At 67.2% G+C, this 17,034-nt stretch carries 16 protein-coding genes; 7 read left to right on the top strand and 9 right to left on the bottom strand.

What is annotated here, in order from left to right; genetic code table 11:
- Positions 1 to 77: 77 nt before the first annotated feature.
- Positions 78 to 431, top strand: coding sequence for a hypothetical protein (locus ACYQR9_RS15925; protein ID WP_056434083.1), 354 nt, complete (start codon positions 78 to 80; stop codon positions 429 to 431).
- 145 nt (positions 432 to 576) lie between these two features.
- Here ACYQR9_RS15925 and queF read toward each other — a convergent pair whose 3' ends face one another.
- Positions 577 to 1,044, bottom strand: a complete 468-nt coding sequence (gene queF / locus ACYQR9_RS15930; protein ID WP_056434087.1) for a preQ(1) synthase — start codon at positions 1,042 to 1,044, stop codon at positions 577 to 579.
- A 347-nt stretch (positions 1,045 to 1,391) separates the two neighbouring features.
- On the opposite strand from queF, the gene eno reads away from it, so the two are divergent.
- The 3 genes from eno to ACYQR9_RS15945 all read left to right on the top strand — a co-directional run bounded on the left by eno (position 1,392) and on the right by ACYQR9_RS15945 (position 4,028).
- Complete coding sequence (eno, locus tag ACYQR9_RS15935) at positions 1,392 to 2,681, top strand: phosphopyruvate hydratase (RefSeq protein WP_461227258.1); 1,290 nt, start codon at positions 1,392 to 1,394, stop codon at positions 2,679 to 2,681.
- 163 nt (positions 2,682 to 2,844) lie between these two features.
- Entirely contained in the window at positions 2,845 to 3,261 is a 417-nt protein-coding gene (locus tag ACYQR9_RS15940; protein ID WP_461227260.1) for a thiol-disulfide oxidoreductase DCC family protein, read from the top strand.
- Positions 3,262 to 3,371: 110 nt separating this feature from the next.
- Positions 3,372 to 4,028: a DUF1345 domain-containing protein gene (locus ACYQR9_RS15945; RefSeq protein WP_056434093.1), complete on the top strand. Its 657-nt coding sequence runs from the start codon at positions 3,372 to 3,374 to the stop codon at positions 4,026 to 4,028.
- Positions 4,029 to 4,041: 13 nt separating this feature from the next.
- On the opposite strand, the gene ACYQR9_RS15950 is transcribed toward ACYQR9_RS15945, so the two are convergent.
- From ACYQR9_RS15950 to ACYQR9_RS15975, 6 genes are all read right to left on the bottom strand, one after another.
- The gene (locus ACYQR9_RS15950) at positions 4,042 to 4,953 is read right to left on the bottom strand and encodes a WecB/TagA/CpsF family glycosyltransferase (RefSeq protein ID WP_461227262.1); all 912 of its coding nucleotides are present in this window, start codon (positions 4,951 to 4,953) and stop codon (positions 4,042 to 4,044) included.
- Positions 4,950 to 7,007, bottom strand: coding sequence for a GumC family protein (locus ACYQR9_RS15955; RefSeq protein ID WP_461227264.1), 2,058 nt, complete (start codon positions 7,005 to 7,007; stop codon positions 4,950 to 4,952). Before ACYQR9_RS15955 ends, ACYQR9_RS15950 begins: the two co-directional genes overlap by 4 nt.
- A gap of 363 nt (positions 7,008 to 7,370) precedes the next feature.
- On the bottom strand, positions 7,371 to 8,207 hold the full coding sequence (locus ACYQR9_RS15960) for a polysaccharide deacetylase family protein (protein WP_461227266.1): 837 nt from the start codon (positions 8,205 to 8,207) through the stop codon (positions 7,371 to 7,373).
- A complete protein-coding gene (locus tag ACYQR9_RS15965; protein WP_207411333.1) occupies positions 8,204 to 9,016 on the bottom strand; it encodes a class I SAM-dependent methyltransferase in 813 nt (270 codons plus the stop codon). The genes ACYQR9_RS15960 and ACYQR9_RS15965 overlap by 4 nt, the downstream gene beginning before the upstream one ends.
- Before the next feature lie 257 nt (positions 9,017 to 9,273).
- Positions 9,274 to 10,254 (bottom strand): DUF6492 family protein, encoded by a 981-nt coding sequence (locus ACYQR9_RS15970; RefSeq protein ID WP_461227268.1) that lies wholly within the window; start codon positions 10,252 to 10,254, stop codon positions 9,274 to 9,276.
- Positions 10,255 to 10,354: 100 nt separating this feature from the next.
- Entirely contained in the window at positions 10,355 to 11,716 is a 1,362-nt protein-coding gene (locus ACYQR9_RS15975) for a lipopolysaccharide biosynthesis protein (protein ID WP_461227270.1), read from the bottom strand.
- A 368-nt stretch (positions 11,717 to 12,084) separates the two neighbouring features.
- Here ACYQR9_RS15975 and ACYQR9_RS15980 point away from each other — a divergent pair, with 368 nt between their 5' ends.
- From ACYQR9_RS15980 to ACYQR9_RS15990, 3 genes are read left to right on the top strand one after another with little or no spacing between them, the layout of a single operon-like run.
- The gene (locus ACYQR9_RS15980) at positions 12,085 to 13,179 is read left to right on the top strand and encodes an endo-1,4-beta-xylanase (protein WP_461227272.1); all 1,095 of its coding nucleotides are present in this window, start codon (positions 12,085 to 12,087) and stop codon (positions 13,177 to 13,179) included.
- Positions 13,176 to 14,141: a glycosyltransferase gene (locus ACYQR9_RS15985; protein ID WP_207411330.1), complete on the top strand. Its 966-nt coding sequence runs from the start codon at positions 13,176 to 13,178 to the stop codon at positions 14,139 to 14,141. Before ACYQR9_RS15980 ends, ACYQR9_RS15985 begins: the two co-directional genes overlap by 4 nt.
- 13 nt (positions 14,142 to 14,154) lie before the next feature.
- On the top strand, positions 14,155 to 15,492 hold the full coding sequence (locus ACYQR9_RS15990; protein ID WP_461227274.1) for an O-antigen ligase family protein: 1,338 nt from the start codon (positions 14,155 to 14,157) through the stop codon (positions 15,490 to 15,492).
- A gap of 50 nt (positions 15,493 to 15,542) precedes the next feature.
- Here ACYQR9_RS15990 and ACYQR9_RS15995 read toward each other — a convergent pair whose 3' ends face one another.
- Together ACYQR9_RS15995 and ACYQR9_RS16000 are read right to left on the bottom strand one after the other, a co-directional pair.
- The gene (locus ACYQR9_RS15995; RefSeq protein WP_207411328.1) at positions 15,543 to 15,704 is read right to left on the bottom strand and encodes a hypothetical protein; all 162 of its coding nucleotides are present in this window, start codon (positions 15,702 to 15,704) and stop codon (positions 15,543 to 15,545) included.
- Positions 15,705 to 15,747: 43 nt separating this feature from the next.
- Positions 15,748 to 16,902, bottom strand: coding sequence for a glycosyltransferase family protein (locus ACYQR9_RS16000; protein ID WP_461227276.1), 1,155 nt, complete (start codon positions 16,900 to 16,902; stop codon positions 15,748 to 15,750).
- Positions 16,903 to 17,034: the final 132 nt, after the last annotated feature.

A 17,034-nucleotide genomic window follows, 5' to 3' on the forward strand; every position in this document is an offset into this window, starting at 1 on the left:
ACCAGACGTGACAATGGAACCGACCCGCCCACACTTCGTTGTTTTGGCTTAAGCACAGCGACGATTTGAGGAGCTCCATGCGCAAGTTCGCACTGATCACAGCCGTCACCCTTTCCCTCGGCGCCATGGCTGCCGGGACGGCAGCGGAAGCCCGCCCCGGACATGGTCACGGCTACGGTCGCGGCGGCCATGGCGGTTATGCTCACGGCGGCTACGGCCATCGTGGCTACGGAAACCGTGGATACGGCAATCGCGGCTACGCCTACGGTGGCGGGCATCGCCGTGGCATCGGGACCGGCGCTGCCGTCGGCCTTGGCATCGCTGGCTTGGCGGCTGGCGCCATCGCAGCCGGCGCCGCCCGCGATTCCTACTACAACAATGGCTATGGCCGTCCGGCCTATGGGCGACCCGCTTACGGCTACGGCTACTGAACCGAGCTAAGTCACGCGTTCTCGAAGGGCGGCCGGTTTTGACCGGCCGCCTTTTTTCTTGGCCGCTACGATGCCACGCCAGCGTGAGAAGCTGCCTCGATGCTCAAGCTAGAGCTGGAAGATCGTCGAAACGGGCACGGGCTAATCAGCCGCGCCCGCGATAGGGCGCGATCCCCTGGTCCGGGAGCCAGAGCGTTTTCGGCGGCTCGCCGGTCTGCCAGAACACGTCGATGGGGATACCGCCCCGCGCATTCCAATAGCCACCGATGCGGAAATACCGGGGCTTGAGGAGATCGACGAGCGTCATGCCGATCCCGACCGTGCAATCCTCATGGAATGCGCCGTGATTGCGGAAAGAGCCGAGATAGAGCTTCAGAGATTTGGATTCCACGAGCCAAAGATCCGGCACGTAGTCGATCATCAGGATGCCGAAATCGGGCTGGCCGGTCACGGGACAGATCGAGGTGAATTCGGGGGCGGTGAACCGCGCCAGATAATCCGTTCCCGGATGAGGGTTCGGCACCCGGTCCAGGCGCGCCGTCTCGGGGGAGGCGGGCAGGGGGGTCGGCTGGCCGAGTTGAAGAGATTCGTCGGAGGAGGGTGGGTTGGTCATGTCCGCCGCTATAGCGCAGGCTGCGTGCCAGGGAAACCTCCACCCCGGAATGCTTCATGAAATCAACGGCCTAGTCTCCTGGCTGCAGGGTCCGCCCCGATCTCGGCGAGAGAAGCGGGGTGGGGGACACAACCCGCGAAGCGGAACGTCTCGTAACCTAAGCAAAGATTTCTGACCGACCGGCGAGCTTCATCGGCGAGGGGCGCTTGCCGGATGCGGCACGTTGACGGATAAGCCTGCCCTGTATCAGACCGGTCCATAGGGCGCGCTCGCCGACGGCGCACGCCCGCGGGACGATGACGACATGGCCGGATACCGGCCGCAACATCTTGAGAGCAGGGGCACGCATGACCGCGATCACCAACATCGCCGCCCGCGAGATCCTCGATAGCCGGGGCAACCCGACCGTCGAAGTGGACGTCCTCCTCGAAGACGGCTCCTTCGGCCGAGCCGCCGTGCCGTCCGGCGCCTCCACCGGTGCCCACGAGGCGGTGGAGCTGCGTGACGGTGACAAGGGTCGCTACAGCGGCAAGGGCGTGCGCAACGCGGTGGCCGCGGTCCGTGGCGATATCCTCGACGCCATCGGCGGCATGGATGCCGAGGATCAGATCGCCGTCGACGAGGCGATGATCGAACTCGACGGTACCCCCAACAAGGCGCGACTGGGTGCCAACGCCATCCTCGGCGTATCCCTGGCGGTCGCCAAGGCAGCGGCCGAGACCGCCGGCCTGCCGCTCTACCGCTATGTCGGCGGAACCCAGGGGCGGGTGCTGCCGGTGCCGATGATGAACATCATCAACGGCGGCGCGCATGCCGACAACCCGATCGACTTCCAGGAATTCATGATCATGCCGGTGGGTGCGTCCTCGCTGGCCGAGGCGGTGCGCATGGGCGCCGAAGTGTTCCATACCCTCAAGAGCGCCCTGAAGAAGGCCGGTCACAACACCAATGTCGGCGATGAGGGCGGTTTTGCCCCCAACCTCCCCTCGGCCGAGGCCGGGCTCGACTTCGTGATGGAATCGATCCAGGCGGCCGGCTTCAAGCCCGGCACCGACATCGTGCTCGCCCTCGACTGCGCCGCCACCGAGTTCTTCAAGGACGGTGCCTACCATTACGAAGGCGAGGGCCAGACCCGCTCGATCGAGGCCCAGGTCGATTACCTCGCCAAGCTCGTGGATTCCTACCCGATCCTCTCCATCGAGGACGGGATGTCCGAAGACGACTGGGCCGGCTGGAAGCTCCTGACCGAGAAGGTCGGCAACCGCTGCCAGCTCGTCGGCGACGATCTCTTCGTCACCAACGTCACCCGCCTGTCGCGCGGCATCGCCGAGAACACCGCCAACTCGATCCTCGTGAAGGTCAACCAGATCGGCACCCTCACCGAGACGCTGGCCGCCGTCGATATGGCGCAGCGCGCCGGCTACACCGCCGTGATGTCCCACCGTTCGGGCGAGACCGAGGATTCCACCATCGCGGATCTGGCCGTCGCCACCAATTGCGGGCAGATCAAGACCGGCTCGCTCGCCCGCTCGGACAGATTGGCCAAGTACAACCAGCTCATCCGCATTGAGGAAGGCCTCGGCGCTCAGGGCCGCTACGCCGGCAAGGCCGCCCTCAAGGCCTTCGCCGCCCGCTGACGCGCGGGGGCGTCCCGAAACACGGGTGCTCCTCCGTCATCACATTGAAAGACGGCCACACCTCCGCTTCCATCGAGAGTGTGGCCGTTTCGCTTGTATCGGCGTTGTCCCCGGACACGGCCTCCCTCTCCGGAGCCGATGAAGAGGGACATAACCGCCCACCATGACCCCACCCGCCGCACTGACCGTCTATTACGACGGGGCCTGTCCGCTCTGTTCCGCCGAGATCCGGACCTACCGGCGTAGTCGCGGGGCCGAACGCCTCACCTTCGTCGACGTCAGCGGCGACGACGCCCCCGCCACGCTCGGCCCCGATCTCAGCCGCGAAGCCGCGCAAGCACGTTTCCACGTCCGGGACGATCAGGGCCGTCTCGCCTCCGGGGCGTCGGGCTTCATCCGGCTCTGGCGCGAGTTGCCCGGCTGGGGCTGGCTCGCAGCCTTCGCGAGTCTGCCCGGCATGCCGATCTTGGCCGAGGCCGCCTATCGCGGGTTCCTGCCCCTGCGCCCTCATCTCGCCAAGCTGTTCTCCCGGTTCTCGGGGACCTCCTGCGACACCGCCTGCCGCCCACCCAAGGCGTGATACCAGGCCGGCCGCCGGGCCTCGGTGAGCGCAACTCTCTTCACGGGGATGCGATGACCGCTTGGCGCGATCCGGCGTTATAGCCGGGTGCCGGAGCGCGAGTCCCATCGATGCAGAACCCCATCCAGGCCTTCCTGCTGCGCCCGCGGCTTCTCGGGGCGATCGTGTTCGCAGTGGTGCTGTCGGTGGCCCTGCCCTTCGCGTCGCTCTGGACGCGCCTCCTCGTCGGCTGGTGCGTCGGCGTCGTCGTCTACACCGCCCTCGTCATCTGGCGGACCTCGTCCCTGTCGCGGGACGCCCTGCGCCGGGAAGCGTCGCGGCTCGACGACAGCGCACCGGTGATCTCGCTCTTCGCCATCCTGGCGGGGCTCGCGAGTTGCGGCGCCGTGGCGATGCTGGTGATCGGAGGACGGGAGCCGGATGCGCCGCGCCTCGCCCACCTTGCCCTGGCGATCATGACGATGCTCTGCGCCTGGGTCTTCGTGCAGGTGATCTTCACCGTGCATTACGCCCATCTCTATTACGGCGAGGTCGACGAGGGTCGGAACCGTGGCGGAATCGACTTTCCCGGCGGAGAGGAGCCGGATTTCTGGGACTTCCTCTACTTCTCCGTCACCATCGGGGCGACCTCACAGACCTCCGATACAGACATCACCAGTAAGGCGTTCCGCCGGATCGTGACGGCGCAGACGATCTACGCCTACCTGTTCAACACCAGCGTCCTGGCTCTGGCGGTGAACATGGCCGCGGGCTTCGCCCAGCAGTGAACCTCGAAAGGGGTCAGGCCCCCTTCACCCGTGTCACGACACGATCGCCGTCATCGGTCGCAGTCTGGACGATCGTCTGGCCGTGATCGACTTGGCCATCACTCGCCCGGCTGTCTCTCGCCTTGTCTCGACGCGTCCGCCAGCGGTCGCCGCTGCGTGTGAGCATGAGGTAGAGCGAGTGCGGATTGGTGAGGAAGTAGCGCCAGAACAGGCGCCGGGGCTCCTGCAGCAACCGCCAGAACCATTCGAAACCGATCCGCTGGACCCAGGCCGGTGCCCGGCTGCGGCTTCCGGAGAGAAAGTTGAACAGGCCGCCCGACGTCTTGATGAGGGCGACGTTCCGCAGGAGCGGACCGTGATCGCGCACGAAGGCCTGCTCGCGCGGCACCCCCAGGGCGATCCAGAGAATGTCCGGCGCCAGGGCGTCGATTTCGGCGACCTTTGCGGCCAACGCGTCGCCCACGAGGTAGCCATGGTGGTGACCGACGATGCGCAGCCCTGGATACAGGCGCTGTGTCGTCGCCACCGCCGCGCGGTTCTCGTTCTCGGTGGCGCCATAGAGATAGAAGGTCACGCCTTCCGCCAGAGCCTTGCGGGCGACCTCGTGATAGAGGTCGGTGGTGGCGACCCGTTCGGGCAGGGCCCGGTCCCCGACGAAGCGGGACATGGTCACCATCGGCTGTCCGTCGGCGCTGATGACATCCGCCATGTCCATCAGCCGGGCGAACTCAATGTCGCGTGCGTGCCGTGACATCACCTCGCCATTGGCCGAGGTGAAGTAGAGGGGCGTTCCGGGGCGCGGATGACGGCGCACGGCCTCGGTCATCAGATTCACGGTCTCCCGCATTCCCAGAGCCGCGATCGATACGCCGCCGAGAGAGGTCAGGGGAACCGGTTCGGGCAGAACCGGAGACGGTGTCGTCATCGTGCCCCTCCGATCAGCGCGGCAGCGCCGGACACGCTGAACGATGCGGCAGAGGCACGCTTGACCGATGGACGTTGTCCCGGATCGGGTTTGTCGAAAGGCTTCTTCGGGGCCTGCTCGGGCTCGGGACGGGAGACGGTTCTAGGCACCTGTACCGGCTCCGACGGACCCTTTGGCTCCACTCGGACGGGGGGCTCGATGGCCGGCCTGGTCTCCGGGTCCTTGGCGTTGCCACGGATGAAAGCCATCGCCGACCGCCGCGGATCTGGCAGATCGGGCGCGCGGAAGGCGGGCGGGCTCACCGGGATGCGTCTATCCTTCGGAATACCCGCCGGAATCGGTGCCTCGGCCGAACGGGGCATCTCGACCGGCTTGGATTCGCGGCGCGGCTTGGATTCGCGGCGCGGCTCGGTTTCGCGGCGCGGCTCGGGCGGCCGGGCGGGAATGGGAGCGGGGGCGGGGGCGGGGCCCGCAACCTGCGCCGGATTGAAGGCTTGGACCGGCTCCGACACGGGAGCCCGCTTGAAAGCCTGGGCCATCTTGGGAGCCGGCTCCGGCTCTCGTGCCGGAGCGGCGGCCTTCACCGCCATGGGGGGCTCAGCGACCCTGGGCCCACGGACAGGGTCCGACCGGCCGAACCGGGCCCAATCGTCGAGCAGGGCGAGGAGAATGCCGAGGCCGAGCCCCGCCAGGAGTCCCATCGCCATCAGCGTCCGCGCCGGGGGCGGGAAGCTGCGCATGATCGGCTTCGTCGCCGGAGAGACGACCCGGGCATTGCCCATGTCGAGATAGGCCTGCTGGCCTGTCTCGCGCGAGCGGGTGAGGAAGGCTTCGTAGACCGAGCGGCTGGCCTCGGCCTCCCGTTCGAGTTCCCGCAGGCGGATCGACGCCTGGGCGAGACCGACCGTGCGGCCCTTGGCCTGATCGAAGTTCTTCTCCAGGGCCGATGCGGTAGCCCGCGCCTTGGCGAGGTCGGTCTGCGCCGCCTGTGCGAAACGGGAGACCTCCTGATCGATGGAGCGGCGCGCCTGGGCGACCTGCTTGACCATGGAGGAGACGGAAGGATGCCGCGGCCCGAGCTCGTTGGTGAGCTCGGCCTGACGCCGGGTGAGGTCCGCGTATTGGCTGCGCAGGGCAGCCACGGTCTGCGAGGAGAGGATATCGTCCGTCGCCCCGGCATCCAGCCCGGCGCGGGTAATGCGCTGGCTCTGTTCGACGCGGGCCTGCGCCTCGACCACCCGAGCGCGGGCGGCGGCGAGCTGCGCGTTGATCTGCGTCAGCTGCTGATCGCTCACGAGGGCGTCGCGGGTGCCGACGAGCCCGGTCTCGGCACGATAGGCCTGAACCCGATTCTCCGCGGCGTTGAGCGCGGTGCGCAATTCGCCGAGCCGCGCCGTGAGTCCGGAATTGGCGCGGTTGGCGGCCTCCGTCCGGGCGGCGGCATCCTCGGCGAGATAGGCGGCCACCACCGCGTTGGCGAGGCGCGCAGCCTTCACCGCATCCCGCGCCCAGACCGAGACGTCGATCACGTAGGTCCGCCCGGTTCGGCGCACGGAGATGCGCTGCTGCAGGAGCCCGACCGCCGCATTCGCGTCGCCCTCGTCATCCGAAGGCGCATCCTGACTTCCGAACCCCAGGGCAGCGACGACCTTCGAGACCATCCCGCCCGACGCGGCCGTGAATTCGTCGTCCCTGGTGAGGCCGGTGGCATCGACGACCCGGCGCAGCACGCTGCTCGAGGTGATGAGACGGGTCTGGCTCTCCACCACGCTCTGATAGGCGTTGGAATCCTGGCCGCCGGTGGTTAGTTCGCGGGAGACGAGGTTCAGGTCGCGCGGGTCGATATAGATCTGCGCCTCGGCGGTGTAGCGCGGGCTCAGCAGCTTTCCCCCGACGAGGCCGATCCCGGCCAGGACGAGCGCGCAGGCGAAGATCCAGACGATGCGTCGGCGCAAGGCCGAGAAGACACCCCCGACGGAGAGGCGATAGCCGTCGCGTACCGGCTCGACCGGGCCGGGCCTGCCGGATGCAGGGGGATCGTCGTAGACCAACATCAATCGCCTCCCACCATCACGGAGTTCCGAGAAGACACGAGCCCCGGCGCGCCCCGGGATTGCTGGTGTGACGATCCCGCTTCGGTCCGTTCGTGTCCCGAGCCGGCACAGTCCGTAGAGCGCGCGGCCGAATGCACGAGGGAATAGCAACTGCGAGTCCAAATTAGATTAAATTCTCAGGCGGCCCTCAACGAATGCGCAACAACGCGGAACGATGATGAATCACGTCTTTACACCTCCCGCCGGAATTGGATGGGACGCCTGAAGACACGCCTTCGTCATGGCACCGGACAGGACAAGAAGCCTCGGATGCGGGCGGGCTCACGCGTCGCGTGGGCCGTTCTTCGAGAGCTGCATCGAGGTCTAGCCCGAAAGGCGGGATGCCTCTTCCACGGGGCGCCGTTCCCCAGCGACGCCCAGGGCCCGCGCCATCCCCTCCGCCATCGAGACCACCGGGATGCCGCGCCGGTTCGCGGCCAGGAGAGTGGCCTCGAGCAAGGCGGGGGAGCAGCCATAGGGGCTTGCCCCCTCGGTCACGTCATGGCCGAAAAAGATCACCCAGCCGTTACGGGCCACCGCCTCGTCCATCAGACGCGCGAGGAGAACGGCGTCGAGGCAGCGGTCGAAGAGCGGGTTGGCGAGCAGGAAATAGCGGTCGATGCGTCCGGCATTCAGGCCCGGCATGATGCTGCGGCCGGATCCATAGGTCCGGCTCAGCACGCGCTTTGCGGCCAGTGACGCATAGCCGTAGGGAAAGGCGAAGTTCTCCAGCACCAGTCCCGGCACGAGAGAAGCGAACGCATCCCGGTTACGCTGGAGATCCGCGGCGAAGCGCAGTGCGTCGAGGGTGGGCACGAGGCGGTGATCATGGGTATGGCAACCGATTTCGTGCCCGCGGCGATGGATCTCCGCCAAGGCATCGGCCCCTGCGACCCGCCAATGCTCGGTGGCAGTGCCGAGGAGGGTGCGGGAGACGTAGAACGTGCCTTGCACGCCATGCGCGTCGAGGAGGGCAGCGCCCGTCTCGCAGGCGCTGTCCGGCACGTCGTCGAACGTGACGCTCACCATCGGGCCAGGCAGGCGGGGAAGTAAGGGAGCGGTCGGGATATGCCGCGACAGACGATGCGAGAGCCGCGCCCGGAAGGAGAGCTGCGCCTTGAGTTCGGTCACGTCGCGATCGAGGATGGCGTCGGGGGTCATTGCGGTGTCGGATGCCCGGACCGCTTGCGCAGGACCAGGTGATAATCACCGCGCTGCAGGTTGAAGCGCCGCCCCGTCACCCTGTTCACCACATCGGTCACGCCGTCGGTGAAGGCGGCGAGGCGCGGACGGCATATCCGCATCTCCGCATAGCGCGGGCTCTCGTAGACATGTTCGTAGATCGGCTCGAGCCCGAGGCGATCGAGGAACGGCTTCAGCCGGGCCGGCAGGACGAGCGGGTGATAATGGACTGGAAATGGAGGTTCGCCCGGCTCGCCCGCCCGCTCGTGACCGCGGATATGGCGGTAGAACCAGACGTGGAACCAATGCGGCGAATATTTCGTCACGAGGCCGGAGAGCGACCGCGGATGCGGTGCGCCGATCAGCAGGAGACCGCCGGGCTTCAGGCATTCGGCGAAGCGCTCCATCGCCGCGCCGACATCGGGCAGATGCTCGATGACGTTGTAGCTCGTCACGAGGTCGAAGGTCAGGGGCGTGAAACGGTGGGTCTGGACGTCGCCGCAGATCACCGTATCGGCATAGGCGTTGTTGCTCACCTGGGTCGGGTCGATATCGACCACGGTCACGCGGGAGCGGCGCAGCACCGAGACCGGAAGATAGGAGGATGCTCCGCCGCCCGCCTCGTAGACCGAGACCTCGCCCGCCGGAAGCAGTTCCTCGAGAATTTCGTGGACCTTCGCGAGGCTGAACCCGGCCTCGCCCGCCGGCATCTCCGTGTCCTGGTGGAGGTCCTCCCGCCCGACCTGCCCCGCCATGGAGGCGGTGTCGTCCTGTGCCGTGGCCTTCATGCTCCGTCTCTATTCCGTCGTGATGGGGCGAGACGGAAGCGAAGACTTCTGCGAGGGCATGGGAGAGAATCCGCCTTCCGGAAAGTGCGTCGACCGTGCTCTCGCACATGACACGGCAAATCTTACTTTTCCAAGTACCGGGAGCGGGGAAACGTGTTCGCGCGCCTGTCGGTCCCTTTCATGATTCATCACCCGCGAGGGATTTGCCTCGGCGTGCGATATGCCTCAGCAAGTCGAGGCGCAGGTGGAATGAGGCTTCAGGCCGCTTCCGTCCGCAGCTTGGAACGCTCTTCTCCACCCTCGGCACGGAACGCGTCGATACTGGCGCGGATGGTGGAGAGCGGCGTCGATCCGAAGGACTGGATGCAGAAGGCCCGCTCGGTCGGCGTGGCGACGTCCAGCATCGCCAGGATATCGGCCTCGCTCAGGGCGTCGTCGTCCCAATGGGTCCGGCAGAAGCTCTGCGTCGTCACCGCATGCCGCGCCATCACCGAGGGCGTGTTGGTGACGAAGGTGCCGTAGATCATGTATTCTGAAAAGTGGCGGTCCCGGCACAGGGCGGCGACCCAGCCACGGCCGGTCACCGCCTCGATCCGGTCGGTCATCGCCCGTGTCGTTGCCTGGTCCCAGATGATGATCTGGTCGATGTAATCGTCGGCGGGTACGCTTTGCGGCTTGGTGGCGAGGAGCCGGCTCGCGGTGCCGAGCCATTGGATGTGGCGTGGCCGGTTGGCTACGACACCGCCGGGATGGACGTGGAACGGCGTCGGATTGGGCTCGGCCAGGGCAGCGAGGTCGAAGTCCCGGAAGAAGCAGACGTCGGAGTCGATCAGGCAGTAGCGTGCCTCCGGCAGGCTGCGCGTGGCCTCGATCTTGACGAACTGCTGGATGTGCCAGCCGCTGACCGGCTTGCCGAACGGCGTGAGCCAGTAGCGGAGCCGGCGCCGACGCAGGAACGGGATCGGCCTGATCCACCAGGGCAGGAACTGCGACTGCGGCAGGATCCGCCGGTCGGGACGGGCAAAGCGCGCAAACAGCGCCACGTCCCTGTCGTCGACGAGGACGTAATGGCAGCCGCGCGACGCCGCGTGCCGATCGATGCTCTCGAACAGCAGGGCGCATCGTTCGAGATCGCCCCGGTGGCTGAGGGTGATCAGGCCCACCGTCTCGACTCGGTCCTGCTCGGCCCGGCCCTGCTCCGCGGCTGCGGAGGCACGATCTCCGGTCTCGGCCTTCATGCGCACCTCCTCCGATCCGCCGCCCTTCATCGGGGGGACCCTGCGCCGGGAAGGATGAAGGCTTCCGTCATCGGACCGCGTCTGTCATGCGATGTCGCGATCACGGTGCCGTGTTCCGCCACAAAAGACCGTAGAGGGTAAAGAAGGAGAACGCGTAGATCGCGACATAGATCGCGTTCAGCCACAGGCTCCACTGCGCCGGATCGGGAAGTGCCGTGAGAAGCAGGGCGAAGCCCAGAGCCTTGAGGGCGATGAGGGTCGCGGTGACGCCCGCGCGCACCCCCATCCGACCGAAGGCGAAGAACAACTCGCCATGAAATTCCAGAAGATTGCGCACCGCCGGCACGGCGACGATGACGGCGAGCATGCCGTAGGCCGCCGATACGTTAGGGCCGAGAAGGTCGGGGCGGATGTGCAGGACCGCGACCATGAAGACGAGGGCACCGGTCGAGACGACCGCCACCATCGCTTCCACCTTCAGAGATTCGCGCAGGCTCGCCCGGGTGGCGCGGCCGGCCTGGATGAGCTTACGCGAATACATCATGAACATCGGCCGCAATGGCACGCCGGTGAAATCGATGAGCCGCATCGAGATCGCGTAGATACCCGCCATGCGCTCGCCGGCCAGCGTCAGGACGATGAGTTTGTCGATCTCGCCCTGAGCGAGGAACATGAAATAGGAGGCGGCAAAGAGCAGTCCGTCGCGCAGCCGGCCCTTGAGCAGCGCCGCGCGGAACCGCATCCGCGTGCGCGGATGGAAGCGGATAGCGAGGACGACGACCGAGACCGCGTTACCGACGAAATAGTAGACGGCCCAGGTTTCGGCGTTGCCGCCGCCCGCAGCCCAGAACGCCAAGGCGGCGGCGGCGCGGAAGCCGATGGGAAGCGACATCACCGTCGCCGCCGCGGCGTAGCGGCCGAGCCCGTTATTGACCTGGACCAGGAGCTCGATCTGGCGCCAGAGCGCCACCTCGACCACGATGATCGCCAGGTAGCCGGGCAGGGCGATCACGTCCCGGAACAGAAACGCGTAGAGAGCCAGCGAGAGGCCGAACATGATCGGCAGGGCGAGTCCGAAACAAGCATAGTAGACGGCGAGATATCCCCCCATCGACGAACGCCTTCCGGCGGCCGACCGCATCACGAAGGATTGGAAGCCGAACCCCGCCAGACAGCCGATCATCACGCCCGCCGCCGAGACGGAGGCGAAGACCCCCATTTCGGCGAGGCTCAACGTGTTGGCGAGAACCAGGAAATAGACCATCTGAAGCACGAGGCGCCCACCCGCCCCGCCCAGAAGCTGGCCGTAACCGATCAGCACGGTGCGGTGGGTCGCCCACGCGCCGGCGACGAGACGCATGGGCGTGCGATGCAACTCTCCGATGCGACGTCCCACACCGGGTCGCCCGGCAGGGAGCGCCTGCGCGACGGGCGTCGGATTTCGGGACAGTTGGGCGGTCATGGCCGAGGCTTCCGCAGGGCCCGTGCCATGGCGCGGGAAAGAGAAGGGCAGGCTCCGTCCGGAGCGGTCGGGCTGGAGAGATGTCCTATCCTGGAGAACGGGGCGCCGTCATACCCTGGTGATCGGCGTATTCCTGCCGAGGGCACAAGTCCTGGTGAACACCACGTCCTGATGGACCCATAGGTCTCGGCTGTCCGATCGCGGGAGGCATCCCACAAGGATGGATGCATCGCAGGGTCATCCGTGACGGATACCATTCCCTGTTCGGCTCAGAACCTGTGTACGGACCTGAACTTGCAGAACTCCCCACCATCTCCCGGTGGGATGTGCCGTTTTGGGCGACTTCTCACTCTTCCCAGGATCTCGGCATGATACAGGGCCCTCCCCATCGCCGGACCATCCTCAAGGGAGCGCTGGGCGGCATCCTCGGGCTGGGAGGCGCGCTCGGGCTGGAAGGCACGCTCGCCCATCGCGCCGCCGTCGCCTCTCCGCGCAAGATCCCGTTCGGGGCGGCGGTTCGCGGGGACGCTCTCGCGGCGGATGCGGGCTATCGCGCCGCCCTGGCGGAGAGGTGCCGCTTGCTGGTCCCGGAGGGCAGCCTGAAATGGCCGGTCCTGCGGCCCAACCGGGAAACGTTCGATTTCGGGGATGCCGACACGATCGCCGCCTTCGCCCGTAGCAACGGACTCGGCCTGCGGGGTCACACCCTGGCCTGGTACGGCGGCATGCCCGCCTGGGCGGAGGCGATCACGAGCCCCGTCGAGGCCGAATGGGTGCTGACCAGCCATATCGAAGCGGTGGTCTCCCGCTATCGCGGCTTCATCGGATCCTGGGATGTGGTGAACGAGCCGATGCCCGAAAATCCGGTCTCGCCACGGGACTTGCGCTCCTTCGTCTGGACGAAGACCCTCGGCGCCGAGTACATCCCCATCGCCTTCAAGGCGGCTCATGCCGCCGATCCGGCCGCCCAGCTCGTCCTCAACGAATACGACATCGAATTCGTCGGACCGCGCTTCGCCATGCGCCGAGCCGGCATCCTCGCCATCGCACGCTCCCTCGTCGATCGAGGTATCCCGATTCATGCCATCGGATTGCAGGCCCATCTGTTCGCGGATCGGGAGATCGACCGCGACGGCCTCCAGGCTTTCCTGCGGGAGATCAAGGCGCTGAAGCTCGACGTTCTGGTCACCGAACTCGATGTGATCGACGTGGGACTGCCGACCGACGCCGCCACCCGAGATGCGATGATCGCGCGCAAGGCGGCCGATTTCCTCCACGCGGTGGACGAGGTGACGCCGCCGAGCGCGGTCCTTACCTGGGGTATTACGGATCGTTATACCTGGGTACCGATATACTTCACCCGACCCGACGGCACGGCGAACCGGCCGCTCCCCCTGGATTCCGACCTGAGGCCCAAGCCGCTGATGACCGTGATTGAGCGCTTCACCGGAAGCGCGTCGTGAAGGCGCGCGCCAATCCATTCGACGCGGTGGTCTGCGTCCCGACCTTCAAACGGCCGGAGCACCTCGTCCAGACCCTCGCCTCCCTGGCGCGCCAGCGGACCGGCCTCCGCTTCGCCGTCGTGGTGGTGGACAACGACGGCGCGTCGCAGGCCGGCTTGGCGGCCGCCGAGGCGGTGTTCGCGAAGGGACCGCTCCAGGGCCAATGCGTGGTCGAGCAGCGCCAGGGCAATTGCTCGGCGATCAACCGGGCCTTCACCACTGCCCTCGCGGCCTATCCCGACACCCGTTATTTCCTGATGATCGACGACGACGAGCTGGCACAGCCCGACTGGCTGGAGCGCATGGTGGCCACGGCGCAGCGCACGGGGGTCGGCATCGTCGGCGGCCCGGTGATCCCGCGCTTCGAACCGGGAACACGGCCCGGCCTCGACAACCACCCCGCCTTCGCCCCCGCCTACGACAAGAGCGGGCCGGTTCCGGTGATCTACGGCAGCGGCAATTGCCTGATTACGCGGCGCACCTTCGCGCTGATGGGAGCTCCACCCTTCGACACGAGCTACAATTTCCTCGGCGGCGGCGACACCGACTTCTTTACCCGCGCCCGCCGCTCCGGTGTGACCTTCTACTGGGAGGCGGATGCGGTCATCACCGAGACGGTGCCTCTCGCCCGCACGCGGACGGGATGGCTCGCCGCACGCGGCCTGCGGATCGGGGCCGTCAATTACCGGATCGAGCGCAAGCATGCGCAGGGCAGTCTTGGTCTCGTGACCCTGGCCGGCAAATCCTTCGCCATCCTCGGGGTCTCGTTCGGACGCGCCATCCTCAATCTGGTCCGGACACGGGAACCCACCATCGCCCTGCACCCGATCCTCGTGGCCCTCGGGCGCTGCTTCGCGGCCCTGGGCATCGAACCGCAGCCCTACCGCGCCAGCACCCCGCGCCTGCGGACTCGCGGGAGATGAAGGAGGCGGGTCGATGAAGACGGGGGCAATCGGAGTGCCGGTATCGGGGGCAGCGCCCGGGGGATGGCGCCGCCTGCAGGCGGTACTCGCCGACACGCCCGCCATCCTCATCGCGCGGAAGGTCGTCTTCCTCGCTGTCCTGCTGCTCAGCTGGATCTCTCTCAAACCGTTCCAGGATCTCAGCAATCCGGACGTTCTGGAACTCGCCACGGGGCGGGAGGGGCTCACCTATGCGAGCTTCGGCCTTTTCGCGCTGCTGTGCCTCGCCCTGACTCTCCCGGCTCACGCCAAAGCCTTGCGCGGCTTCGCCTCGCCCTGGTTCCTGGCGCTCGGAGCCTGGCTCGCCGTCAATGTCGTTCTGTCACAGGATCCCATGACGTCGGTCAAGCGCCTGACCCTGGCGGGCTCCGTGATGCTGGCGGCCGCCTGCCTGCCCTTGCTGGCGCGGTCGCGGAACGATCTGCGCAACCTCCTCGCCATCGCCTCCCTGCTGCTGCTGGGCGCATGCTATCTCGGCATGCTGCTCGCGCCGGACCTTGCCATCCATCAGGCGAAGGACGTGGGCGAGCCCATGCTCGCGGGCAATTGGCGCGGCGTGTTCGGCCATAAGAACAGTGCGGCGGCGGTCATGGCCATGCTGGTCTTCATCGGCATCGCCGTGGCGCGTTCGGGGCTCGTGACGGTGGGCCTCGTCATCGTCGCCCTGTCGGGGCTGTTCCTCCTCGGCTCGGAAGGCAAGAGCGCGACGGCGCTCCTGGTGGCTTCGCTGGCGATCACGGGCCTGTTCGGCGTTATCCGTTCGCTCGCGGGCCGAATCCTCCTCACGCTGGTTCCGCTCTTCACGATCAACCTATTCAGCGTCGGCACGGTGGTGAGCGAGCCCCTGGCCGCCATCGTGCGGGCTCTGCCCGTGGATTCCACCTTCACCGGCCGGACCGATGTGTGGCAGTTCGCCATCGAGGCCCTCACGGCGCGTCCGCTCACCGGCTACGGCTTCTCGGCATTCTGGAACAACGTCACCGTGCGCGCCGCGTCCGATGACGGGTCGAGCTGGGCCGGATACGCCTCGCACAGCCACAACAGCTACCTCGACACCGCCGTCACCCTGGGCCTGCCCGGCCTCGTTCTCGTTCTCGCGATCTTCGTCGCCGCCCCCCTGCGGGACGTGATGAGGATCGAGGCGAACGGCCGGGCCGACCCGCTGGTGACGATGTTCGTGCAGGTCTGGCTCTTCGGCCTGCTGCTCTCCTGCATGGAGAGCTTCTTCTTCGATGGAGGAGACCCGGTCTGGGTCACCTTCCTGATCTCCGTCTTCGGCCTGCGCTACCTCGCCCGTTTCCGCAACGCGTGAAACGCCCGGGGGCGTCTCATCCCGAAAGTGGGACGCCCTGTCCGGCAGTCTCAGAACTCGATGATGCCGACGGCCCAGCCGCCGAGAGTCATCAGCGCGCCGAACCAGAGCAGGGTCGCGACGCAGCCGACGACCAGCCCTCCGACCGCCCAATGCGCGGACCAGCCGGTCTTGTTCTCATACGGAACGGTGCCTGGATCAGATTGGGTCATGGCATGCCTCTTCAGCCCTTCGATCCCAGGGAGAGGGCAAAGTTCACACCTCCCAAGGATCACACCTCCCAAGCTTGGTCGCGCCTCGGCCGAGGGCGTCCCTCAGGCTGCCGGCGGCATCGGCGAACCAGACTTGGCGATCGATGGCGGGGGGCAGCGTTGGCTGTGTCGACGCTGCAAGGGCGAGGTCGGCATAGGCCTCGGGTCCGGCTCCGCCCGGCGCGAGGACGATGGCCCCACCGGACAGGAGCGCCTGGAAGCGCGGATGGTGATCGAATTCGTCCGCGCGCACCGGCTCGGTGATGATGACCGGCCGGCCGGCCTGGACGCAGGCCAGGATGCTGGCGCGGCGCGCGGTGAGGCCCTCCGGGAGGACGTAGACGAAGGCGTCCACTTCGTCGAACAGGCCGAACAGCTCCTCCGACGAGGCGACATAGCCGGAGACCACCACCGTCTCGGAGAGGTCGAGCGCCGCGACCTTGGCGTGGAATATCTCTTCGATCCCGTCGGAGGCGCGGATGAACGAACCGATGAAGACGACGAGCGGGTCGGCGCCGCGCGCCTTCAGGCTGGCGGCGATGTCGAGGATCGCCTCCGGCTGCTTGCCCGGATAGATCGAGCCGAAATGACCGACCACGAGACGCCCTCCCTCGCGGGCGGCGCGCATCTGTGCGGACAGGGCGCTCGGCACGGTGGTTTCGGGCCGCGTGATGTTCGGGGGCAGGGGCATCATCACCGCCCGCCGCGCGAGACGGCCGATCATGGGATCGGCGGCGAGCTCCTCCCGGACCTGGGGCGACAGGAGGACGATCGTGTCCGCGAAGAGGAGAAGCGGCCGGAGGACGAGCCGGCGCAGGCGGTGCATGCTGCCCCATTCATGCAGGATCGCGACCCGTCGCCGACGCCGCAGGAACGCGATGGCGAAGGCCGAAGGGGGGCCGATCAGCGCCCGTTTCCAGGGCACCAGTGGCAGATTGGCGATGACGGCGCGGGCATTCCCCACGGCGCGCCAGATTTCGCCGAGCGGCACGCGGCCCGGCTCCAAGGGGAGGGTCTCCTGTGGCTGACCCTGACGCCTGAGGGCCTCGATCAACTGTCCGGCGAAATCGCCGACTCCGCAGGGCGGATGCCCCGTACCGACGAGATGCAGCCAGGGGGAGGGTACCCGCGTCTCTCCCGGTCCAGGGCGTTGCGTCATGCGGTGAGGTTCCGGAGAAGGATGTGACCGGCCCGTCCTAGCAGGCCGTCGCTTGCGAAAGACTTTCGGCCGAGCAGTTTAGAACGCTCGATCCACCCGCCGACGGCCCTTCTACGAAGAGCATGACGCCGT

The sequence above is a fragment of the Methylobacterium sp. CM6241 genome (genome assembly GCF_054817845.1).